The organism is Streptomyces marinisediminis (assembly GCF_026262575.1).
Taxonomy (GTDB): Bacteria; Actinomycetota; Actinomycetes; order Streptomycetales; family Streptomycetaceae; genus Streptomyces; species Streptomyces marinisediminis.
In genome coordinates this window covers 89,829-110,780 of sequence record NZ_JAPKFL010000009.1, presented here as the reverse complement: position 1 = coordinate 110,780, position 20,952 = coordinate 89,829, and the positions used below count along the sequence as shown (strand labels likewise).

At 75.7% G+C, this 20,952-nt stretch carries 20 protein-coding genes and 1 pseudogene; 13 read left to right on the top strand and 8 right to left on the bottom strand.

The window, feature by feature from the left end:
* Positions 1-32: 32 nt before the first annotated feature.
* Together OSB71_RS09960 and hutH are read left to right on the top strand one after the other, a co-directional pair.
* Positions 33-1,151: a GGDEF domain-containing protein gene (locus OSB71_RS09960; RefSeq protein WP_265946585.1), complete on the top strand. Its 1,119-nt coding sequence runs from the start codon at positions 33-35 to the stop codon at positions 1,149-1,151.
* An 83-nt stretch (positions 1,152-1,234) separates the two neighbouring features.
* Complete coding sequence (gene hutH / locus OSB71_RS09955; RefSeq protein ID WP_265946583.1) at positions 1,235-2,788, top strand: histidine ammonia-lyase; 1,554 nt, start codon at positions 1,235-1,237, stop codon at positions 2,786-2,788.
* A 65-nt stretch (positions 2,789-2,853) separates the two neighbouring features.
* Here hutH and OSB71_RS09950 read toward each other — a convergent pair whose 3' ends face one another.
* Positions 2,854-3,192: a hypothetical protein gene (locus tag OSB71_RS09950; protein WP_265946581.1), complete on the bottom strand. Its 339-nt coding sequence runs from the start codon at positions 3,190-3,192 to the stop codon at positions 2,854-2,856.
* A gap of 136 nt (positions 3,193-3,328) precedes the next feature.
* Between OSB71_RS09950 and OSB71_RS09945 the strand changes: the two genes are divergently transcribed.
* Positions 3,329-3,760, top strand: coding sequence for a hypothetical protein (locus tag OSB71_RS09945; RefSeq protein WP_265946579.1), 432 nt, complete (start codon positions 3,329-3,331; stop codon positions 3,758-3,760).
* A gap of 228 nt (positions 3,761-3,988) precedes the next feature.
* Positions 3,989-5,260, top strand: a complete 1,272-nt coding sequence (locus tag OSB71_RS09940) for a L,D-transpeptidase (RefSeq protein ID WP_265946577.1) — start codon at positions 3,989-3,991, stop codon at positions 5,258-5,260.
* Between the two features lie 170 nt (positions 5,261-5,430).
* Here OSB71_RS09940 and OSB71_RS09935 read toward each other — a convergent pair whose 3' ends face one another.
* From OSB71_RS09935 to hypA, 7 genes and pseudogenes are all read right to left on the bottom strand, one after another.
* The gene (locus tag OSB71_RS09935) at positions 5,431-5,973 is read right to left on the bottom strand and encodes a type 1 glutamine amidotransferase domain-containing protein (protein WP_265946741.1); all 543 of its coding nucleotides are present in this window, start codon (positions 5,971-5,973) and stop codon (positions 5,431-5,433) included.
* A 137-nt stretch (positions 5,974-6,110) separates the two neighbouring features.
* A complete protein-coding gene (gene hypE / locus OSB71_RS09930; protein WP_323055264.1) occupies positions 6,111-7,187 on the bottom strand; it encodes a hydrogenase expression/formation protein HypE in 1,077 nt (358 codons plus the stop codon).
* Positions 7,180-8,412, bottom strand: a complete 1,233-nt coding sequence (hypD, locus tag OSB71_RS09925) for a hydrogenase formation protein HypD (protein ID WP_265946575.1) — start codon at positions 8,410-8,412, stop codon at positions 7,180-7,182. Before hypD ends, hypE begins: the two co-directional genes overlap by 8 nt.
* The gene (locus tag OSB71_RS09920; protein WP_265946573.1) at positions 8,409-8,807 is read right to left on the bottom strand and encodes a HypC/HybG/HupF family hydrogenase formation chaperone; all 399 of its coding nucleotides are present in this window, start codon (positions 8,805-8,807) and stop codon (positions 8,409-8,411) included. The genes hypD and OSB71_RS09920 overlap by 4 nt, the downstream gene beginning before the upstream one ends.
* Positions 8,808-8,847: 40 nt before the next feature.
* Positions 8,848-11,253 (bottom strand): carbamoyltransferase HypF, encoded by a 2,406-nt coding sequence (gene hypF, locus OSB71_RS09915; protein ID WP_265946571.1) that lies wholly within the window; start codon positions 11,251-11,253, stop codon positions 8,848-8,850.
* Positions 11,254-11,573: 320 nt separating this feature from the next.
* Positions 11,574-12,386 (bottom strand): annotated as a pseudogene (gene hypB, locus OSB71_RS09910) (hydrogenase nickel incorporation protein HypB); the annotation flags it as partial.
* Complete coding sequence (gene hypA / locus OSB71_RS09905) at positions 12,386-12,745, bottom strand: hydrogenase maturation nickel metallochaperone HypA (RefSeq protein WP_265946570.1); 360 nt, start codon at positions 12,743-12,745, stop codon at positions 12,386-12,388. The pseudogene hypB and the gene hypA, both read right to left, overlap by 1 nt.
* Before the next feature lie 665 nt (positions 12,746-13,410).
* On the opposite strand from hypA, the gene OSB71_RS09900 reads away from it, so the two are divergent.
* From OSB71_RS09900 to OSB71_RS09860, 9 genes are all read left to right on the top strand, one after another.
* Positions 13,411-14,466, top strand: a complete 1,056-nt coding sequence (locus OSB71_RS09900) for an NADH-quinone oxidoreductase subunit B family protein (protein WP_265946568.1) — start codon at positions 13,411-13,413, stop codon at positions 14,464-14,466.
* Positions 14,467-14,494: 28 nt separating this feature from the next.
* Positions 14,495-16,285, top strand: coding sequence for a nickel-dependent hydrogenase large subunit (locus tag OSB71_RS09895; RefSeq protein WP_265946566.1), 1,791 nt, complete (start codon positions 14,495-14,497; stop codon positions 16,283-16,285).
* Between the two features lie 11 nt (positions 16,286-16,296).
* On the top strand, positions 16,297-16,971 hold the full coding sequence (locus OSB71_RS09890) for a NifU-related iron-sulfur-binding protein (protein WP_265946564.1): 675 nt from the start codon (positions 16,297-16,299) through the stop codon (positions 16,969-16,971).
* On the top strand, positions 16,968-17,786 hold the full coding sequence (locus OSB71_RS09885; protein WP_265946562.1) for a DUF5947 family protein: 819 nt from the start codon (positions 16,968-16,970) through the stop codon (positions 17,784-17,786). Before OSB71_RS09890 ends, OSB71_RS09885 begins: the two co-directional genes overlap by 4 nt.
* Entirely contained in the window at positions 17,771-17,977 is a 207-nt protein-coding gene (locus OSB71_RS09880; RefSeq protein ID WP_265946560.1) for a hypothetical protein, read from the top strand. Before OSB71_RS09885 ends, OSB71_RS09880 begins: the two co-directional genes overlap by 16 nt.
* On the top strand, positions 17,974-18,720 hold the full coding sequence (locus tag OSB71_RS09875) for a DUF6084 family protein (protein ID WP_265946559.1): 747 nt from the start codon (positions 17,974-17,976) through the stop codon (positions 18,718-18,720). Before OSB71_RS09880 ends, OSB71_RS09875 begins: the two co-directional genes overlap by 4 nt.
* A 63-nt stretch (positions 18,721-18,783) precedes the next feature.
* A complete protein-coding gene (locus tag OSB71_RS09870; RefSeq protein ID WP_265946557.1) occupies positions 18,784-19,881 on the top strand; it encodes a hypothetical protein in 1,098 nt (365 codons plus the stop codon).
* The gene (locus OSB71_RS24480; protein ID WP_323055263.1) at positions 19,878-20,735 is read left to right on the top strand and encodes a hydrogenase maturation protease; all 858 of its coding nucleotides are present in this window, start codon (positions 19,878-19,880) and stop codon (positions 20,733-20,735) included. Before OSB71_RS09870 ends, OSB71_RS24480 begins: the two co-directional genes overlap by 4 nt.
* Positions 20,732-20,863 (top strand): hypothetical protein, encoded by a 132-nt coding sequence (locus OSB71_RS09860; protein ID WP_265946555.1) that lies wholly within the window; start codon positions 20,732-20,734, stop codon positions 20,861-20,863. Before OSB71_RS24480 ends, OSB71_RS09860 begins: the two co-directional genes overlap by 4 nt.
* Positions 20,864-20,952 lie beyond the last annotated feature (89 nt).

Genomic DNA, 20,952 nt, shown 5'->3' with positions numbered 1-20,952 from the left:
CAAACAGGGCGAAGCCTCCTAACCTGGGTCGTATGGGAGACGACGCGAGGCTGTGCGCGGTGCTGCGGCTGGCCCGGGCCATGGCCGCGGCCCCGGGCCCCCGGGAGGCCGCCCTGGCCGCCGCGCACGGCGCCCGCGTCGCGATGGACGCCGACTTCGCCGCCGTCTCGGTGTGGGAGCGCTCGCGCGGCCGGCTGCGCGTGCTGGTGAACGAGGGTGAGCTGGCCCCCGGCGAGGAAACGTTTCCGCAGGACGAGTCCTACTCCGTGGAGGACTTCCCCGAGATCGCGGAGTTCGCCCACGAGCGCTGGACGGGCGGTGAGGGCTCACTCGCCTGGGTGGAGACGGCCGCGCGGACGCCCGGCGCGGGCGCCTACGGGCGGCACCGCGCCGCCGCGCTGCGCCGCCGGGGCCGGGGCGCCTGCGTCGTCGTCCCGGTGGTGCTGGACGGCCGCGCCTGGGGTGAGCTGTACGTGGCCCGGAGCGCGGGCGGTCCGGCGTTCGAGGCCGCCCACCCCCGGTTCGCCACCGTGCTCGCGGCCGTCGTCGCCGCGGGGCTGTCCCAGCACGAGCGGCTGGAGCAGGTGCGGCGGCTGGCCTTCACCGACCCGCTCACCGGGCTCGGCAACCGGCGCGCGGTCGACACGCGGCTGGACGAGGCGCTGGAGCGGCACCGCGCCGAGGGCGTCGTCGTCAGCCTGCTCGTGTGCGACCTCAACGGCCTCAAGCGCGTCAACGACACCCGTGGCCACGCCGCCGGCGACCGCCTGCTGGAGCGTTTCGGCTCGCTGCTCTCCCGGTGCGGCGCGATGCTGCCGGGCGCGCTGGTGGCCCGGCTCGGCGGGGACGAGTTCTGCCTGCTCGCGGAGGGGCCGCCCGCCGACGAGGTGGTGCGGGTGGCCGACGAGCTGTGCCTGCGCGCGGCCGATCTGGCCGAGGGCGAGGGCGTGGCCTGCGGTGTCGCCTCCACCGGCGACCCGATCGGCCCGGTGCACTCCGCCCGCCGCCTGCTGCGGCTGGCCGACGCGGCCCAGTACCGCGCGAAGGCGGCCCGGGCGGCCAAGCCGGTGGTCGCCGGGCGCGAGATCGTCCACCTCGCCGACGAGGCCACCCCGCCGCCCGGCGACCGCCGCCGCTTCCGGGGGCGCTGAGCGTCACCCGCGCGTCCGTGCCGGCACGGGACGGCTCCGCCGCCTGGTGACAGTTTCGGATTCAGTGCTTAGGGTGCGTGAATATGGATATGCAGAGCACCGTGCTGGTCGGACCCGCCGGGATCACCGCGCAGGACGTCATCGCCGTGGCCCGCGGCGCCGCGCGCGTCGAGCTGTCGCCCGAGGCGCTGGCCCGGGTCGCGGACGCGCGCACGTTCATCGACGACCTGGCCGCCAGGCCCGAGCCGGTCTACGGGGTCTCCACCGGCTTCGGCGCCCTCGCCGTCCGGCACATCAGCCCCGACCTGCGCGCCCAGCTCCAGCGCAACATCGTCCGTTCGCACGCCGCCGGCACCGGTCCGCGGGTGGAGCGCGAGGTGGTGCGGGCGCTGATGTTCCTGCGCCTGAAGACGGTCGCCTCCGGCCACACCGGCGTGCGCCCCGAGGTGCTGCGCACCATGGCCGACGTGCTCAACGCCGACATCACCCCCGTCGTCCACGAGTACGGCTCGCTGGGTTGCTCCGGCGACCTCGCGCCGCTGTCGCACTGCGCCCTCGCCCTCCTCGGGGAAGGGGACGCCGAGGGCCCCGACGGCGTCGTCCGCCCGGCCGCCGAGCTGCTCGCCGAGCACGGCATCGCCCCCGTCGAGCTGCGCGAGAAGGAGGGGCTGGCGCTGCTCAACGGCACCGACGGCATGCTGGGCATGCTCGTCCTGGCCGCCGCCGACCTGGCCCGCCTGCTCACCAGCGCCGACATCACCGCCGCACTGACCCTCGAAGCGCTCCTGGGCACCGACCGGGTGCTCGCCCCGGAGCTGCACGCCGTCCGCCCGCACCCCGGGCAGGCCGCGAGCGCCGCCAACATGCTCGCGGTCCTCGACGGCTCCGCGTGCACCGGGCACCACCAGGACGACGCGCCGCGCGTCCAGGACGCCTACTCGGTGCGCTGCGCGCCGCAGGTCGCCGGGGCGGGCCGGGACACGCTCGCGCACGCCGTGCTCGTCGCCGAGCGGGAGCTGGCCGCGGCCGTGGACAACCCCGTCGTCCTGCCCGACGGCCGGGTGGAGTCCAACGGCAACTTCCACGGCGCCCCGGTCGCCTACGTGCTGGACTTCCTCGCTATCGCGGCGGCCGACCTCGCCTCCATCGCCGAGCGCCGCACCGACCGGCTGCTGGACAAGAACCGCTCGCACGGCCTGCCGCCGTTCCTCGCCCACGACGCGGGGGTGGACTCCGGGCTCATGATCGCCCAGTACACGCAGGCCGCGCTGGTCAGCGAGCTGAAGCGGCTCGCGGTGCCCGCCTCGGCCGACTCCATCCCGTCCTCGGCGATGCAGGAGGACCACGTCTCGATGGGCTGGTCGGCCGCCCGCAAGCTGCGCACCGCGGTGGGCAACCTGACCCGGGTCATCGCCATCGAGCTGTTCGCCGCCACCCGGGCGCTGGAGCTGCGGGCGTCCGACGGCCTGGCCCCGGCGCCCGCGTCCCGCGCCGTGCTCGACGCGGCCCGGCGGGCCGGGGTGGCGGGCGCGGGGCCGGACCGGTTCCTCGCGCCCGACATCGCGGCGGCGGAGGCCTTCGTCCGCGACGGCGGGCTGGTCGCGGCCGCCGAGTCCGTCACCGGGCCGCTGGCGTAGCCGCCGCCCGCGCGGGTTCCGGCCCGGCTCCAGGGGGCCGGGCCGGGCCGGCCCCCGCGTGGGGCTCAGGCGTGGGCGCGGCGCCCGGCGTGGGCCAGGAGCGCGGCGCCCGCGCCCAGGAGCGTGACGCCGGCCGCGACGTAGGGCGCGCTGGTGAACCCGCCGGTGTCCGCCAGGTGCGCCCCGACAGCCTCGTCGGGCGCGTCGGGCGCGTCGGGCGTGGCGGGCCCCTGGGCGGGCGCGGTGACGGGGGCGGGCGCGGGCTCGGCGGGCGCGGAAGCGGAACGTGCCGCGACCGCCTGTTCGGCCTCGTGGGACGCGTTGGCCGACGGGACGAACCACAGCGCGACCAGCAGCCCGCCCGCGACGGCGGAGGTGATTAACGGGCGGCGGGAAGCGGCCACGAGGGCCTCCTTCACTGTCGTGCGCGGGAGTCGGGGGAGCGGTTCGAACAGGTGAAACACCCGTGCGCAGGCAGATGTTAGCCACGGCGGCGGGTCGCGGGGAAGTCCGGTCCGCACCCGTGCCTACGCTCCGGGCATGAACGCACACGCCACACCCCGCCACGTCCGCCTCCAGGTCGAACTCGTCCTGGAGGTCGCCGATCCGGAACGGCTCGCCGCGGCCGCCGGGCAGCACGTCGCCGCCGACGAGTTCATGCCGGACGAGGAGCGCCGGCACGCCGTGCGGGCGGTCGCGGAGGACACCGCCGAGGCCGTCGCCTACCTGGTGGACCCGATCGACCTGGTGAGCGCCGTGCCCGGCGTGGAGCTGGCGCAGGCGTCCTGGAGCAGCGAGCAGGTCGACTTCGACCCGCGGGCCGACCTGTGGCACCCCGACGCGGCCGAGGACGCCGGGACACCCGAGGAGCCCGGGACCCCCGGGACCCCCGGGAGTCCGGGGAACGCGACCGAGGCCGACACCGCCGGTGGGGCGGGCGCCGGGGGTCTCCCGGGCTCCGCGCGGGCATAGCGGCGGCCCGGCCGGGCACGTATCACCCCCATACTGGAAACTCCGCGGCGCCGGACGGAACCGCGGGAGCCGTGCCGGACGTGTTCTGGAACACAGTTGGCGTGAGGGTGGAACGCGTCACTGCTCCCTCGCGTTTCCTTACGTACAAGTGTGAGGTCACATGCCCGGATTGCGGGCTGCCCGTCACCCGGCGTCACGGGCCACAGGGGAGTCAAGGGCTCGAAGCGTATGGAGAAGCGTGTGAAAACGGCCAGCAACCGCCGCAGGGGCATAGCGGTGTCGGCTGCACTGCTCAGCGGTGCTCTCGTGCTCAGTGCCTGCAGCGAGGAGACCGGCGGCGCCGAGGGCCCGGGCAAGAGCGAACCGTCGGCCTCCGCGAGCGGGGAGAGCGCGGGGAACGAGCCGAAGACCCAGTCCGCCGCGCACATATCCATCACACCCAAGAACGGCGCGGAGAACGTCGGTATCAACAACGACGCGCAGGTCTCCGTCAAGAGCGGCGAGCTCACCGAGGTGACGATGACGGCCACCGCGAGCGGGGCCGAGGTCGAGGGCGAGATATCCGCGGACGGCACCTCCTGGAGCCCCGGCGGGCAGCTCGAACGGGCCACCGAGTACCGCGTGGTCGCCAAGGCGAAGGACGGTGAGGGGCGGGAGACGACCGAGAACTCCACGTTCACCACCGTCTCGCCGCAGAACAGCTTCATCGGCTACTTCACCCCCGAGGACGGCAGCACGGTCGGCGTGGGCATGCCGGTGTCGCTGAAGTTCGACAAGCCCATCGAGAACAAGGCCGAGGTCCAGTCGGCGATCGAGGTCAACTCCAGCAGCGGCCAGCAGATCGTCGGGCACTGGTTCGGCGACGAGCGGCTCGACTTCCGGCCCAAGGACTACTGGAAGTCCGGCTCCGAGGTCACCGTCAAGCTCGGCCTGGACGGGGTGGAGGGGTCTGCGGGCGTCACCGGCGTGCAGGACAAGAGCTTCAGCTTCACCGTCGGCCGCTCCCAGATCAGCACCGTCGACGTCAAGAGCCACACCATGAAGGTCGTGCGCGACGGCAAGCTGATCAAGGAGATACCGATCTCCGCGGGCAGCAAGGAGACGCCGACCTACAACGGCGAGATGGTGATCTCCGAGAAGTTCAAGGAGACCCGGATGAACGGCGCCACCGTCGGCTTCACCGACGACGACGGCGAGGGCGAGTACGACATCCCGGACGTGCCGCACGCGATGCGCCTGTCCACCTCCGGCACCTTCATCCACGGCAACTACTGGGGCGCCCCCTTCGGCGAGGGCAACACCAGCCACGGCTGCGTCGGCCTGCGGGACGTCAAGGGCGCCGACGACACCTCCACGGACGGCTACTGGTTCTACGAGAACTCCATGCTGGGCGACGTGGTCGAGGTCGTGAACTCCCCGGACAAGGAGATCGCCCCGGACAACGGGCTCAACGGCTGGAACATGCCGTGGGACGAGTGGGTCGCCGGCTCAGCGGTCTGACGCACGCCGCGCGGGCCGGGGCCGCCGGCCGGCCCCGGCCGCCCCGCGCCCCCGCGTGACACGGTGAGGGGCCCCGGACCGTCTGGTCCGGGGCCCCTCACCGTGTCCCCGTGTCCCCGTGTCCCCGTGCCCGGGCGTACCGCGCGACGCGGGTCGGGCGCGCCGGCCGGCTAGGAGGCGACCTTCTTGAACTCCGGCACGAAGGTGTCGCAGAACGCCTGGAGGTCGTCGGGCTTGCGGCTGGTGACGAGGGTGTTCGGGCCGCCCGTGCAGACGATCACCTGCTCGTCGGCCCACTCGGCGCCCGCGTTGCGCAGGTCCGTGCGCAGGCTGGGCCACGACGTCATGCGGCGGCCGCGCACCACGTCGGCCTCGATGAGCGTCCACGGCGCGTGGCAGATCGCCGCCACCGGCTTGCCGCGCTCGAAGAACCCCTTGACGAAGGAGACCGACTCCGCGTCCATGCGCAGCGCGTCGGGGTTGGCGACGCCGCCGGGCAGGACGAGGCCGTCGTACTCCTCCATGCCCGCCTGGCCGACCTCCTGGTCCACCGGGAAGGTGTCGGCCTTGTCCAGATGGTCGAAGGCCTGCACCTGGCCGCCCTGCGGGGCGAGCAGGCGCGGCGTACCGCCGGCGTCCTTGACCGCCTGCCACGGCTCGGTCAGCTCGACCTGCTCCACGCCTTCCTGTGCGACGAGAAACGCGACACGCACGTCGTCCACGTCCTTCCCTTGAAGCGATGTCTCAGCGAACGTCCCCCGGGTGCCCCCGGGGCCGGGGGCTATGCGCCGTCCCGGAGGTTCCCGGGGGTCTCGGTGGTCGCGGGTTCCCCCGGGCGGCGCCCGCGCCGTCAGCAGATGCGCGGGAGCTGTTCACCCAGCGGCAGGTCGACGACGCGGGACCCGCCCAGCGGCGTCCGGGCCACGACCATGCCGGGGTGCTCGGCGACGCACTCGCCGATCACGGTCGCGCCGGCGCCCTGCGGGTGGGCGCGCATGGCGGCGAGCACCGCCTCGGCCTCGGCGCGCGGGACCACGGCCAGCAGCCGGCCCTCGTTGGCCACGTAGAGCGGGTCCAGGCCGAGGAAGCCGCACGCGGCCCCCACCGCGTCCGGGACCGGCACGTCGCGCTCGGTGAGGACGATCCCGGCCCCGGAGGCGGTGGCGATCTCGTTGAGCGAGGCCGCCACCCCGCCGCGCGTCGGGTCCCGCAGCACGTGCAGGTCGCGGGTGACGGCCAGCATCGCCGCCACCAGGCCGCCCAGCGGGGCGGTGTCGCTGACGATCTCCTCGACGCCGAACTCCAGCCCCTCGCGCACGCTCATGATCGCGATGCCGTGCAGCCCGATCGGCCCGCTGACGATCACCACGTCGCCCGGCGCCGCGCGCTGCGGGCGGATGTCGACGCCCTCGGGGACGAGCCCGATGCCGGAGGTGTTGACGTAGACGCCGTCACCGTGGCCGGAGTCGACCACCTTGGTGTCCCCCGTGGCGACGGTGACCTCCGCGGCGGCGGCCGCGGTGCCGATCGCCTGGGCCACCTTCCCCACCACGGACAGCTCCACGCCTTCCTCCAGGATGAAGGCGCAGGACAGGTAGGCCGCCCGGGCGCCGCTCATCGCCAGGTCGTTGACGGTGCCGTTGACCGCGAGGTCCCCGATGCCGCCGCCGGGGAAGAACAGCGGGCGTACCACGTAGGAGTCCGTGGAGAACGCCAGCCGGGCGCCGCCGAGGGTGACGGCGGCGCTGTCGCCCAGGCCGGCGAGCGTCTCGTTGCCGTAGGCGGGGACGAACAGGTGCTCCATGAGCTCGGCGGAGAGCGCGCCGCCGCCGCCGTGCCCGAGCACGACGGTGGGGTGGTCGCGCAGCGGTGCCGGGCAGGTCCAGGCGGTGGGGTCCACCACCGCGGGCGTCGTCGGCTCAGCCAAGGCGGGTCGCCTCCTTCACGGCGGGCTGGGCGGGTCGACCGGACCGGACGGGCTCCCGGTCGGCCGGGGCGGGCCGCCCGGTGGGCTCCGCCTGCCCGGTGGGCCGGGGCCGCTCCGCCCGGTCGGCCGGGGCGGGCGCCTTGAGGCGGCGGTAGAGGTAGTACGCGGCGCAGGCGCCCTCGCTGGAGACCATCGTCGCGCCCAGCGCCGAGCGCGGCGTGCACACCGTGCCGAACGCCTCGCACTCGTGCGGCTTGATCAGCCCCTGGAGCACCTCGCCGCTGCGGCAGGCCGCCGGTTCGGCGGTGCGCAGGTCACCGACCTCGAAGCGGTGCTCGGCGTCGTACGCGCGGAAGGCCGGGGCCAGCCGCCAGCCGCTGTCGGGGATGGTGCCGATGCCGCGCCAGGAGCGGTCGGTGATCTCGAAGACCTCGGCGATGCGCTCCAGCGCCGCCGGATTGCCCTCCGCCCGCACGGCGCGCGGGTAGGCGTTCTCCACCCGGTGCTCCCCGCTTTCGAGCTGGCGCACGGCCCGGCGCACGCCCTCCAGGATGTCCAGCGGCTCGAACCCGGTGACGACCATGGGCACCCGGTGCCGCTCGGCCAGCTCCGGGTACTCCGCGGTGCCCATCACGCTGCACACGTGCCCGGCGGCCAGGAACGCCTGCACCCGGCAGTCGGGGGCGCGCATGATGGCCTCGACGGCGGGCGGCACCCGCACGTGCGACACCAGCAGGCTGAAGTTCCGCACGCCCAGGCGCCTGGCCTCGTGGACGGCCATGGCGTTGGCCGGAGCCGTCGTCTCGAAGCCGATGCCGAAGAAGACGACCTCGCGGTCGGGTTCGCGGCGGGCGATGTCGAGGGCGTCCAGCGGCGAGTACACCACGCGCACGTCCCCGCCCTCGGCGCGCACCCGGAACAGGTCGCGGCCGGAGCCGGGGACGCGCAGCATGTCGCCGAAGGAGCAGAAGACGACGCCGGGCCGGGACGCGATCTCCAGCGCCTTGTCGATCATCTCCAGCGGGGTGACGCACACCGGGCAGCCGGGGCCGTGGATCAGCTCCAGGGACTCGGGCAAAAGCTGGTCGATGCCGTGCCGGATGATCGAGTGCGTCTGGCCGCCGCAGACCTCCATCAGCGCCCACGGCCTGGTGACCGTGGCGTGGATCTCGTCCAGCAGCCGCCGGGCCAGCTCGGGGTCGTGGAACTCGTCGATGTACTTCACCGGACACCTTCCTCCGTCGCGGCCGGGGCGCCGTCCGCCCCGGCGGTCGTGGTCCGCGCCGCCGCGCCGGGGAGCGCGCCGTCCGCCTCGGGCACGGCGCCGCCCGCCGCCGGGTTGGCGGCGCCCGCCTCGGCCGCGGCGCGGCCCCAGGCGTCACCGAACTCCTCGTCGAGCAGGCCCAGTTGCTCGAACAGCGCGAGCGAGGCCCGCGCGGACTCCTCGTCGAGCCGCTGGAGGGCGAAGCCGACGTGCACGACCACGTACTCGCCGGCCCGCGCGTCCGGCACGTAGGCCAGGCACACGTCCTTGACGACGCCGCCGAAGTCGACCTGTGCCATGGGCGTGCCGTCCCGTTCGCTCGTTCCGACGACCCTGCCGGGAACCGCCAGACACATGCGCCTCACTCCTTCGTCGGTAGCTGTCCGCGGTCGGCCGTCAGCCGCGCGGGATTGGATCGTGGGCGGCCACCACGAGCTGGCCGAGGGCGAGTCCGCCGTCCCCGCAGGGCACCTCGCCGTGCCGCAGCACCGTGAAGCCGTGGGCGCGCAGGCCGTCGGCGCACGCCTCGTCCAGCAGCGCGTTGGCGAAGACGCCCCCGGTGAGGGCGACGGTGGCGGACCCCGTCGCCTCCCGCGCCCACCGGCACACCCGCACCACGGCCGACGCCAGCGCCCGGTGGAAGCGGGCGGCCAGCACCTCGGCCGGGGTGCCGCGCCGCACGGCGGCGGCGAGCGCGGCGAGCAGCGGCGCCGGGTCGAGCACGGCGCGGCCCGCCCGCTCGCGCAGCGCGAAGGCGCAGTCCGCGGGCGGCTCGGCCACCGGCCAGGCCCGGGCGGCGGCTGCCTCCAGCTCCACCGCCGCCTGCCCCTCGTACCCCGCGCGGTGGCACACGCCCGTCAGCGACGACACGGCGTCGAACAGGCGGCCCGCGCTGGACGTGGGCACGCACGCGAGGTCGCGCTCCAGCTGCCGTGCCAGCAGGCGCCGTTCGTCCCCGGGGCAGACGGCGACGCACGGCAGCCCGGGGTCCCAGCCCACCCCGGCCGCGCGCAGCCGGGCCAGCGCGGTGCGGTAGCAGTGGGCCACACCCGCGTCGCCCCCGGGGAGCGGGGCGTAGGCCAGGTGCGCCAGGCGGCGGTACCCGGCGTAGTCGGCGAGCAGCACCTCGCCGCCCCACACCGCGCGGTCCGCGCCGTACCCGGTGCCGTCGAAGGCGACGCCGATGACCGGTGCGGTGCCGTCCAGCCCGTGCTCGGCCAGCGCGGAGGCGACGTGCGCGTGGTGGTGCTGGACCAGGCGCAGCGGGCGCCCGGCCGCGTGCCGCCGCGCCCACCGGGTGGCGTGGTACCCGGGGTGCGGGTCGGCGGCCAGCAGTTCCGGCTCGACGCCGGTCAGGGCGCGCAGCCGCCGCTCGCCCCGGGTGAACGCGTCCAGCGTGGCGAGGTCCCCCATGTCGCCGACGTGGGGGGAGAAGAACGCCTGCTCCCCGTCGGCCAGGCACAGCGTGTTCTTCAGGTCGCCGCCGACGGCCAGCGCCGGGCGGACGGGCACCGGCAGCGGCAGCGGCACGGGCGCGTACCCGCGGGAGCGGCGCAGGACGAGCACGGTGCCGTCGGGCCGTACGCGCACCACGGAGTCGTCGCACGGGGTGTCGACGCGGCGGTCGTGGACGAGCCAGGCGTCGGCGATCCCGGCGAGCCGGGTCAGCGCGTCGCCGTCGTCGGTGACGATCGGCTCCCCGGACCGGTTGCCGCTGGTCATCACCAGCGTGCGCGGCCCCGGCGCGTCCCCGGGCAGGCCGAACAGGAGCTGGTGCAGCGGCGTGTAGGGCAGCATGACGCCGACGTCCGGGCTGCCGGGGCAGACGGCGTCCGCGAGGAGCTCCGGCGCCGGGGCCGAGCGGCGCAGCAGGACGACGGGGCGGCGGTGCCCGGCCAGCACGGCGCGTTCGGCGGGGCCGACGCGGGCGAGCCGGGCCGCGGTGGCGAGGTCGGCGCACATGACCGCGAACGGCTTGTCGCCCCGCGCCTTGCGGCGGCGCAGCGTGGCGACGGCGCGCGGGTCGGCCGCGTCGCAGGCCAGGTGGTAGCCGCCGAGGCCCTTCACCGCGAGGACGGCGCCTTCGGCCAGCAGCGACCGCGCGGCGGCCAGGGCCGGTTCGCCCTCGGCCGGACGCGGGCCCGGGCCGGGGCCGGGGGAGGGCACGAGCCGCAGGCGGGGGCCGCAGTCGGGGCAGGCCACGGGCTGCGCGTGGAAGCGGCGGTCCAGCGGGTCGGTGTACTCGGCGGCACAGGCCGGGCACAGCGGGAAGGCGGCCATGGTGGTCGTCGCGCGGTCGTAGGGCAGCGCGGTGGCGATGGTGAACCGGGGGCCGCAGTGGGTGCAGGCGATGAAGGGGTGGCGGTGCCGGCGGTCGGCCGGGTCGGCCAGTTCGCGCAGGCAGTCCGCGCAGGTGGCGGTGTCCGGCGGGATGGGGGTCAGCGCCCCGCCCGGGCCCTGGGTGTGCGAGGCGCGGATGGTGAAGCCGTCCCCGCCGACGGGGGCCAGCGGCTCGTGGGCCACCTCGCGGACGGCGGCCAGCGGCGGCGCCTGGTCGCGCAGCCGCCGGCAGAACTCCTCGACGGCCTCCCGGTCCCCCTCCACCTCGGCGATGACCCCGGCCGGGGTGTTGGACACGTGGCCGGTCAGGGCGAGGGCGGTGGCCAGCCGGTGCACGAAGGGGCGGAAGCCGACGCCCTGCACCACGCCGCGCACGGTGACGCGGCGGCGCGCCGTCTCGCCGCCGCACGGCGTGCCGCCGGGGCCGGGGTGGGGACCGGGGTGGGGCGGGGCGTGCGTCATGACCGCGGTGCCGCCCCGGCTCAGACCTGCCGCCGGCCGGCGTCCGCCGCCGGCCCGGGCGCGGCGTCGAGTCCCGCGCCGGCGTGCGCGGAGCCGTGCGCCCCGGGGGCGTGGTCGCGGGCGACGGTGACCCGGGCGGGGGCGCCGCCGTGTGCGGGCGCCTCGCCGGGGTGCTCGTGCGCGGCCGCGGGGGCGTGCGCGTCGTCGTGCGCGCGGGCGTGCGCGTCGTCGTGGCGGCGACCGCCGTCGTGCGTGGGGGCGTGCGTGTGGGCGTGCGCGCGGGCTTCGTCGTGCGGGCGCCCGGCTCCGTGGTCGCGGGCGTGCTCGTGCGGCGCGGACCCGTGCTCGGGGCCGTGGTCGTGGGCGTGCTCGTCGGCCCCGGGGCCGTGGTCGTGGGTGTGCTCGTCGGTGCCGGGGCCGTGGTCGTGGGCGTGGCGGGCCAGGTGCTGGGCGGCCAGGACGGGCCGGTGGGGCGTCACGCCGCTGCACGTCGCCAGCACCCGGTCCAGCAGCGGGTCGACGCCCTCGCCGGTGCGGGCGGAGGAGTGGAGGATCTCCACTCCGGGGTTGACCTGCTCCACGCAGGCGGTGAAGGCGTCGACGTCGAAGCCCGCGGCGTCGGCGAGGTCGGTCTTGGTGAGGACCACCAGGTGGGCCAGGCCGAAGGCGGTGGGGTACTTGGCCGGCTTGTCCTCGCCCTCGGTGACGGACATCAGGACGACGCGCAGGGACTCGCCGAGGTCGTAGGAGGCCGGGCAGACCAGGTTGCCCACGTTCTCGATGAACAGGGCGCGCACCCCGGAGGGGAGCCAGTCGGCGAGCTGGGCGCGGACCTGGTCGCACTCCAGGTGGCACAGCCCGCCGGTGAGCACCTGCTTGACGGGGGCGCCCGAGCGCGCCAGGCGGCGCGCGTCGTTCTCGGTGGCGAGGTCGGCGGTGAGCGCGGCGGCGGCCAGGCGGCGCTCCCCGGCGCGCGTGAGCACCCGTTCCAGCAGGGCCGTCTTGCCGCTGCCGGGGCTGGACATGAGGTTGACGGCGGTGACGCCGCGCTGGGCCAGGTCGGCCCGGAGGGTGGCGGCGAGGCCGTCGTTCTTCGCCAGCACCGCGTGGCGCAGGTCGACTGTGCGGCACATCACGGGGTCGCTCCTAGGGGTAGACGTACGGCGGCCAGTTCCAGCTCGCGGCCGCTGACCAGCTCGACGGCCGCCCCGGCGCAGCGCGGGCACACCAGGCTGGGCGGGGAGCCGACGGCGAAGTCGCCGGGGCAGGTGGCGCAGCGGGCCCGGGCCGGCACGTCCTCGATCTCCAGCCGGGCGCCCTCCAGCGCGGTCCCGGCGGCGGCCAGGTCGAAGGAGAAGCGCAGGGCGTCGGGGACGACGCCGGCCAGCTCGCCGACCCGCAGGCACACCGAGTCGACCGAGGCGGCGCCATGACGCCGGGCGGCGGCGTCGGCGCTCTCGACGACGGCGGTGGCGATCGACAGTTCGTGCATCGCCCTCACCGTGGCACCCCGGGCCCGCGGGCGGACGGACCCGCCGGGCCGAGCACGCGGATTTCCCCCGTGCGGCCGACTCCCGGCCGGGGCGCCCCGGTCTGCGCCGGTGCGGCACGTCCCGCGCCCGGCCGACGGCCGGGCGCGGGCCACGGCCCGGGCACGCACGCCCCGGTGGGCGGGACGCCCCGCGCGAGCCGCCGCGCGCTCCCCGCCGCGACCGTCCCGTCCGCCCCGAACGGCCCCGGCCGGCCTGAGCGCCCCGACTGCCCCGGCCGCCCTGGTCGCCCCGAGCGCCCGTCGGCCGGCTGCGCCGCGCGCCGCGACGGGCCTGGGTCACCCGCTTGGCGGGCCCCGCCCTGCGTCGGTGCGATGCCCGGGGCGGGGGTGGGCCGGGGTGTGGCGAGGGGCGAGGCGGACGGGCGGTGCAGCCGGCCGGCGCGCGCGGAGCCGGCGCGGGCGCCCGAAGTGTTCCCGGCCCCGGAGGCTCCTGCCCCGGCCGCGTCGGGCCGGGTGCGCCCGCCCGGGCCGACGCGCACCTGGCCGGGTGCACGCGTCACCCCCCATGCGTGTCCGATTTGTGAGGTATCGCACTCCGTGTCAGCCTGCTCGGGGCGAGCTACGGGACGGCGGCACACCGCAGGCCGCCCGGGAAGGAAGGCGCCATGACCACCGAAACGGCCGCGCCCAGCGGCGTCGACGAGGTCCACATCCTGTGGACCTCCGAGGGCATGAGCTGTGACGGCGACACCATCTCGGTGACCGCCGCCTCCCTGCCCAGCATCGAGGACGTCGTGCTCGGCGCGATCCCGGGGCTGCCCAAGGTGCACCTGCACAACAAGGTCCTGGCCTACGAGACGGGCGAGGACTTCATGAAGGTCTTCCACCAGGCGGCGCGCGGCGAACTGGACGCCCCGTTCGTGCTCGTGGTCGAGGGCTCGATCCCCAACGAGAACATCAACGGCGACGGCTACTGGACCTCGATGGGCAACGACCCCGAGACCGGCGAGCCGCGCCCCCTCAACGACTGGCTCGACCTGCTCGCCCCCAAGGCGCTCGCCGTCGTCGCCGTCGGCACCTGCGCCACGTACGGCGGCATCCACGCGATGGCCGGCAACCCGACCGGCTGCATGGGGCTCGCGGACTACCTGGGGTGGGACTTCCGGTCGGCCGGCGGCCTGCCGATCGTCAACGTCCCCGGCTGCCCGGTGCAGCCGGACAACTTCATGGAGACGCTGACCTGGCTGCTCTACCAGGCCGCCGGGATGGCCCCGACGATCCCGCTGGACGACCAGCTCCGGCCCACCTGGCTGTTCGGCAAGACCGTGCACGAGGGCTGCGACCGCGCCGCCTACTACGAGCAGGGCGACTTCGCCAAGGACTACAACTCGCCCAAGTGCCAGGTGAAGATCGGCTGCTGGGGCCCGGTGGTCAACTGCAACGTCACCAAGCGCGGCTGGATGGACGGCATCGGCGGCTGCCCGAACGTCGGCGGCATCTGCATCGCGTGCACCATGCCCGGCTTCCCGGACAAGTTCATGCCCTTCATGGACGAGCCGCCCGGCGGCAGCGTCTCCTCGGCGCTGCTGAGCTCCACCTACGGACCGCTGGTGCGCTCCCTGCGCGCCGTCACCAACCGCACCGTCAACCAGGAGCCCAAGTGGCGCCACAACCGGTCCGAGCTGACCTCCGGCTACGCGCCGCGGTGGACCGGCCGCTGACACCGCACCACGCCGAAAGGACCACTTCGTGACCGCCACCCAGTCCCGACCGCCCGAGGCCGCGCCGGGGCAGCTCACCGAGGTCGCCTTCGACCCGATCACCCGGATCGTCGGCAACCTCGGCATCTACACCAAGATCGACTTCGCCAACCGGCGGGTGGCCGAGTGCCGCTCCACGTCCTCCATCTTCCGCGGCTACAGCGTCTTCATGAAGGGCAAGGACCCCCGGGACTCGCACTTCATCACCAGCCGCATCTGCGGCATCTGCGGCGACAACCACGCCGTGTGCTCCATCTACGCCCAGAACATGGCCTACGGCGTCAAGCCGCCGCCGCTGGCGGACTACATCATGAATCTCGGCGAGGCGGCCGAGTACATGTTCGACCACACGATCTTCCAGGACAACCTGGTCTTCGTCGACTACTGCGAGCGCATGGTCAAGGAGACCAACCCCGGGGTGTGGGAGCGGGCCGAGCGCACCCCCGCCCCGCGCGGTGACACGCACGGCTTCCGCACGATGGCCGACATCATGCGCTCCTTCAACCCCTTCGAGGGCAGCACCTACAAGGAGGCGCTCGTCATGAGCCGCCTCACCCGCGAGATGTGCTGCCTGATGGAAGGCCGGCACGTGCACCCCTCGACGCTCTACCCCGGCGGCGTCGGCACGGTGGCCACCCCCCAGGTGTTCACCGACTACCTGGTGCGGCTCACCCGGTGCACCGACTTCATCAAGCGCGCCGTCGCCATGAACGACGACGTCTTCGACTTCTTCTACGAGGCGCTGCCCGGCTACGAGGAGGTGGGCCGCCGCCGCACCCTGCTGGGCTGCTGGGGGGCGTTCCAGGACCCGGAGGTCGTCGACTACCGGTACCGGACGATGAACGAGTGGGGCAACGCCATGTTCGTCACCCCCGGCATCGTCGTGGACAACGAGCTGGTGACCACCGACCTGGTCGACATCAACCTCGGCATGCGCATCCTGCTCGGCAGCTCCTACTACGAGGACTGGGCCAACGAGGAGACCTACGTCGACAAGGACCCGCTGGGCAACCCCGTCGACAAGCGCCACCCGTGGAACCAGACCACGCTCCCCGCACCGCAGAAGCGCGACCTGGAGGGCGGCAAGTACAGCTGGGTGATGAGCCCGCGCTGGGTCGACCCGCGCAACGGCGACCACCTCGCCCTGGACACCGGCGGCGGGCCCATCGCCCGCCTGTGGGCCACGGCGCTGGCCGACCGGGTCCGCACGCCGTACGTGCGCTCCACCGGGCACAGCGTGCGGATCGACCTGCCGAAGACCCCCGGCATGCCCGAGGCCAACCTGGAGTGGACGCCGCCGCCCTTCCCGAACACCATCGAGCGCAACCGGGCCCGCATGTACTTCGTCGCCTACGCGGCCGGCATGGCGATGTACTTCGTGGAGAAGGCGCTGGACGAGGTCCGCGCCGGGCGCACCAAGGTGTTCCAGGACTTCGTCGTCCCGGACGAGGGCATCGGCGTCGGCTTCCACGAGGCCGTGCGCGGAGTGCTCTCGCACCACCTGGTCATCCGGGACAAGAAGATCGCCAACTACCACCCGTACCCGCCCACGCCCTGGAACGCCAGCCCCCGCGACGTCTACGGCACCCCCGGCCCGTACGAGGACGCGGTGCAGGACTGCCCGATCTTCGAGGAGAACGGTCCGGAGAACTTCAAGGGCATCGACATCATGCGCACCGTGCGCAGCTTCGACCCGTGCCTGCCGTGCGGCGTCCACATGTACCTCGGCGGCGGCAAGACGCTCCAGCAGACGCACTCGCCGACCTTCGGGGCGGTGTGAGCGTGGCGGCCGTGGACGACCGCGCGCCGGGCGCGGGCACCGCACAGCCCTGGGACAACGCGTTCGCCCGGGAGCAGGTGGGCCGGGCCGAGGAACTGCTGGGCGGACTGGACGCGCTGCCCGACAGCGCGGCGGCCGCCCGCGCCCGCGAGACCGTCGAGGCGCTGGTCGGCCTGTACGGCGACTGCCTCGCCCGGGTCCTGCGGCACGCGGCCGCGGCGGACGACGCGGGCGCGGGCGGGGCGGGTGCGGACGACGCGGGTGCGGACGGCGCGGGGGGTGGGGTCGCGGCGCGCGCGAGCGCCGGGGCGTCGCTCGTGCGGCGGCTGGCGGACGACGAGCTGGTCGGCCACCTGCTGCTCGTGCACGACCTGCACCCCGACCCGCCGGACGTGCGCGCCCGGCGGGCGCTGGACGGGCTCGCCGAGCACCTGCGCGGCCTCGGCCTGGAGCTGGAGGTGGCACGGCTGACCGGCGTGGCCGCGCACGTGCGCCTCACCGGGGCCACCAAGGGCTGCTCGCCGCCCCCGGTCCCCCCGGAGCGCACCGTGCGCGACGCGCTGGCCGGCGCCGCGCCCGAGCTCGCCGACGTCCGGGTGGAGCGGGCCACGGACGCCGCGCCGGCGACCGTGATCCCGGTCGACTCCCTCTTCCAGCGGCCCGCCGCCGTGGGCGGCGCCCCGTGACCGCCCCGGCCGCCTCCCGGCTGCGGGCCGTCGCCCACCGCGCCGCGGCCCGCGACCCGCGCCGCGCCGGTCCGGCCGAGGAGCGCTGCGACCTGTGCGCGGAGCCGCTGCCCGAGGAGCACCGGCACCTGCTCGACCTGCCCGCCGACGAGATCGCCTGCGCCTGCCGCGCCTGTGCGCTCCTCCTCGACCGGCGGGAGGCGGGCGGCGCGCACTACCGGCTGCTCCCGCAGCGCCGCGTGCGGCTGCCGGACGACGTGCTCGACGACGCCCTGTGGGCCGGCCTGGGCCTCCCGGTCGACCTGGTCTTCCTCACCCGCCACGCGGCCTCCGGCGAGGTCACCGCCCGCTACCCCAACCCGCTGGGCACGCTGCGCGCCACCCCCGACCCGGAGGTCTGGCGCGAGGTGACGGCCGCCCACCCGGCGCTGGCCACGCTGGCCGACGACGTCGAGGCGCTGCTGGTCCACCGGGCCGGCGGCACCCGCGAGCACTGGCTGCTGCCGCTGGACGACTGCTATCGCCTGACCGCCCTGGTGCGCGCACACTGGGAGGGACTGGGCGGCGGCCAGGAGGTGTGGCGCCAGGTCGACGGCTTCTTCGCGCGCCTGGCGGCCTCGGCCACCGGGGCCGCCGCAGCCACCGGGACGCCCGCCCCCGCCGGGGTTGCGGGCGGCCCCCAGACCGCCGCCACCGCCGGACGGCCCGGCGACGAGACCGGCGACGAGACCGGCGACGAGACCGGCCGGGCGGGCCGCACCGCCCGCACCGGCGACCACCGCACCCACCAGGAGGCGTCATGGGCATCTCCGTAGGCAAGGCCGACGTCAAGCCGGACACGGCGTCCCACACCCGGGGCGTCAACAGCGGCAACCATCTCAGCGAGGCCAAGCGCCAGCCGGGACACACCGACGACGAACGCTCCACCGCCCGCCGCTCCACCGGCATCAACGCGGCGCTGCGCCAGCCCATCCAGCCCGACATGCCCAACCTCTCCCCGGCATGACGGCCCCGGAGCCGCCCGGCGCCGCGCCCCACGCCGTCCCGGACCTGGACTTCGCGCTCACCGGCGTCACCCAGGAGCGGTACGCCGCCGTGCCCACCCTGCGCTTCGGCGTGCGCGTCTCCCGGTCGGGCGGCGGCCCGGTCCGCTCCGTCAGCCTCACCACGGCGGTGCGCATCGACGTCACCCGGCGCCGGTACGACGCGGGGACGCGCGCGGCACTGGCCCAGCTGTTCGGCGGCGCCGACCAGTGGAGCGAGGGCCTGCGCCCGCTGCCGTGGACCCAGACCACCGTGCAGGTGCCCGCCTTCGACGAGCACACCACCGCCGACCTGCTGGTGCCCTGCGCCTACGACACCGAGCTGGCGGTCACCAAGTACCTGAACGCCGTCACCGACGGGGACGTGCCGCTGGACTTCCTGTTCAGCGGCACCGTCTTCTTCGACGCCCCCGGCGGGACGCTGCGCGCCGCCCGCGTCTCCTGGTCCAAGGACGCCGCCTGCCGGCTGCCCGCCGCGCTGTGGCACGAGCTGATCGAGCGCTACTACCCGGACAGCCCGTGGCTGCGGCTGTCCGGGCCGACGTGGGCCCGCCTGGACGCCTACCGGGCCCGCGCGGTGTGCGTCGACTGGGACCAGACCGTCAACCGCCTGCTGGACCAGGCGGACCACGCGCGGGCGCCCGAGCCGACGGGGCGGACGGCGCCCCCGGACCGGACCGACGCCGCGCCCGCGCCCCGGGCCTGACCGGGCCGGGGCGCCCCCGCCCCGTCCTCCACCCCGCCCCCGACCACCACCGACCGGAGTGCCATGGACGCGGAACCGGCCGACGAGACGGCCGTCGAGAAGATCGTGCGCACCTGCATCTACGAGGGCTACCTGCTGTGGCCGTACCGCAGGTCCGCGCTGAAGAACACCAAGCGCTGGACGTTCGGCGGGGTCTTCCCCGCCGCGTGCGCCGAGGCGCTGGGCGAACGCTCCGCCTCCCACACCGAGGTCCTCCTCGACGCGGGCGGCGCCGCCGACGACGCGGAGATCACCGTCCGCGTGCGGTTCCTGCACGTCGTCGACCGCCAGGTGCTGCGCGAGGCCCCCGGCGGCCCCGAGCCCGTCGACGCGGCGACCGTCGGCGGCGAGCGGTACCTCACCTGGCAGGAGGCGACCGAGCGGGAGCTGCCCGTCACGCTCACCCTCGGCGAGCTGCGCGCCGGGCCGCGCACCGTCCCCCTCGGCGTCGACGGCGGCACCGACCGCGAGCCGCTGCGCGAGCCGGACGGCACGCACGCGGCCACCCTCGTGCGCTCCTGGCAGCCGCTGACCGGCAGTGTGCGGATCGGCGTCGAACCGGCCGCCGACGGGGTGTACCGGCTCAGCGTGCACGTGGCGAACACCACCGCGTGTCCCGCCCCCGACCCGGCCGCCCGCGACGCGCGCGAGCGGGCCGCCGCCTACGCCCTCGTCTCCACGCACACCGTGCTGCGCTGCCCGGCCGCGCGCTTCGTCTCGCTCCTGGAGCCCCCCGCCCACCTGGCCGGTGCGGCCGCCGCGTGCCGCAACGACGGGGTCTGGCCGGTCCTCGTCGACGGCGGCCCCGGCGGGCTCGGCGCCGGGCGGCAGGACGGCACGGCCGGAGCGCACACCGTGCTCAGCTCCCCGGTGACGCTCTACGACTTCCCCGCCGTCGCCCCCGAGAGCCCCGGCGACCTGTTCGACGGCACCGAGATCGACCAGCTCCTCGTCCTCAGCGTGCTCTCGCTGACGGAGGAGGAGCGGGCCGAGGCCCGCGCCTGCGACCCGCGCGCCCGGGAGATCCTCGACCGCTGCGCCCGGCTCACCCCCGCCGAGCTGGCCGCCCTGCACGGCACCATCCGCGAGTTCCGCCCCCTGACCCCGCTGGGGGAGGCGTGAGCACCCCGTGGGAGACGCCCGGCACCGCGTCCGACCCCGCGCGCACCGTGCTCGTCGACGGGGTGGCCGTGGGCCGGGGCAGCCGGGTGCGGCTCCGGCCGGTGCGCGGCGCCGACATCATCGACCTGGCGCTGACCGGCCGCACCGCCGAGGTCGTGGGCGTCGAGGAGGACCTGGAGGGCAACGTGCACCTCGCCGTCATCCTCGACGGCGACCCCGGCCGCGACTTCGCCGCCGCCGCGCAGATCGGCCACCGCTTCTTCTTCTCCCCCGAGGAGGTCGAACCGGCCCCGCACGGCGCGGGCGCCGCGGCGGTGCGCGCCCCGCGCCTCCTGGTCGCGGGCATCGGCAACATCTTCCTCGGCGACGACGGCTTCGGCCCGGCCGTGGCCACCGCGCTGCGGGAGGTGGCGCTGCCCGCCGAGGCGCACGTCGCCGACTTCGGCATCCGCGGCATGGACCTGGCCTACCGGCTCACCGAGGGGTACGCCGCCGTCCTCTTCGTCGACGCCGCGCCGCGCGGGCAGCGCCCCGGCACGCTGAGCGTCATCGAGCCGCCCGTCGACGACTTCGACGACGTCGCGCCGGAGGCGCACGCCATGGACCCGGTCAAGGTCCTCGCGCTCGCCCGGCGGCTGGGGGAGGGGCCGCTGCCGCGCGTCCTGGTCGTCGGCTGCGAACCGCTGGTGCGGATGACCGGCGAGGAGCCCGACGTCAGCGTGGGGCTCAGCGAGCCCGTGCGGCAGGCGGTCACCGACGCCGTCCCGCTGATCACCTCGCTGGTGACCGAACTGCTGGCCGAGTTCGCCTCACCCCCGCGGGCCGAACCGGGAGAGGAGGTGAGTCCGCGATGAGGAACGGCATCTTCATCCCGGCGACGGTCGTCCGTCTCGCCATGGGAGCCCTGGCCCTCGTGACGGTCGCCGTCATCGCCTCCGAAGCCCCGGAGCTGGTGCGCTACGCCAAGATCAAGAAGATGTGACCCCGGCCCCGCCCGGGCGGTACGGCCCAGCCTGCGCGGGACGGCCCGGCCCGGGCGGGACGGGCCGGCGGGCGGGGGGCCCCGGCCCG

Bases quoted from the DNA above. Each gene is read 5' to 3' on its own strand.
- OSB71_RS09960 (WP_265946585.1), top strand. From the start codon at position 33: ATGGGAGACGACGCGAGGCTGTGCGCGGTGCTGCGGCTGGCCCGGGCC.
- hutH (WP_265946583.1), top strand. From the start codon at position 1,235: ATGGATATGCAGAGCACCGTGCTGGTCGGACCCGCCGGGATCACCGCG.
- OSB71_RS09945 (WP_265946579.1), top strand. From the start codon at position 3,329: ATGAACGCACACGCCACACCCCGCCACGTCCGCCTCCAGGTCGAACTC.
- OSB71_RS09940 (WP_265946577.1), top strand. From the start codon at position 3,989: ATGGAGAAGCGTGTGAAAACGGCCAGCAACCGCCGCAGGGGCATAGCG.
- OSB71_RS09920 (WP_265946573.1), bottom strand. From the start codon at position 8,807: ATGTGTCTGGCGGTTCCCGGCAGGGTCGTCGGAACGAGCGAACGGGAC.
- hypF (WP_265946571.1), bottom strand. From the start codon at position 11,253: ATGACGCACGCCCCGCCCCACCCCGGTCCCCACCCCGGCCCCGGCGGC.
- hypA (WP_265946570.1), bottom strand. From the start codon at position 12,745: ATGCACGAACTGTCGATCGCCACCGCCGTCGTCGAGAGCGCCGACGCC.
- OSB71_RS09900 (WP_265946568.1), top strand. From the start codon at position 13,411: ATGACCACCGAAACGGCCGCGCCCAGCGGCGTCGACGAGGTCCACATC.
- OSB71_RS09880 (WP_265946560.1), top strand. From the start codon at position 17,771: ATGGGCATCTCCGTAGGCAAGGCCGACGTCAAGCCGGACACGGCGTCC.
- OSB71_RS09875 (WP_265946559.1), top strand. From the start codon at position 17,974: ATGACGGCCCCGGAGCCGCCCGGCGCCGCGCCCCACGCCGTCCCGGAC.
- OSB71_RS09870 (WP_265946557.1), top strand. From the start codon at position 18,784: ATGGACGCGGAACCGGCCGACGAGACGGCCGTCGAGAAGATCGTGCGC.
- OSB71_RS09860 (WP_265946555.1), top strand. From the start codon at position 20,732: ATGAGGAACGGCATCTTCATCCCGGCGACGGTCGTCCGTCTCGCCATG.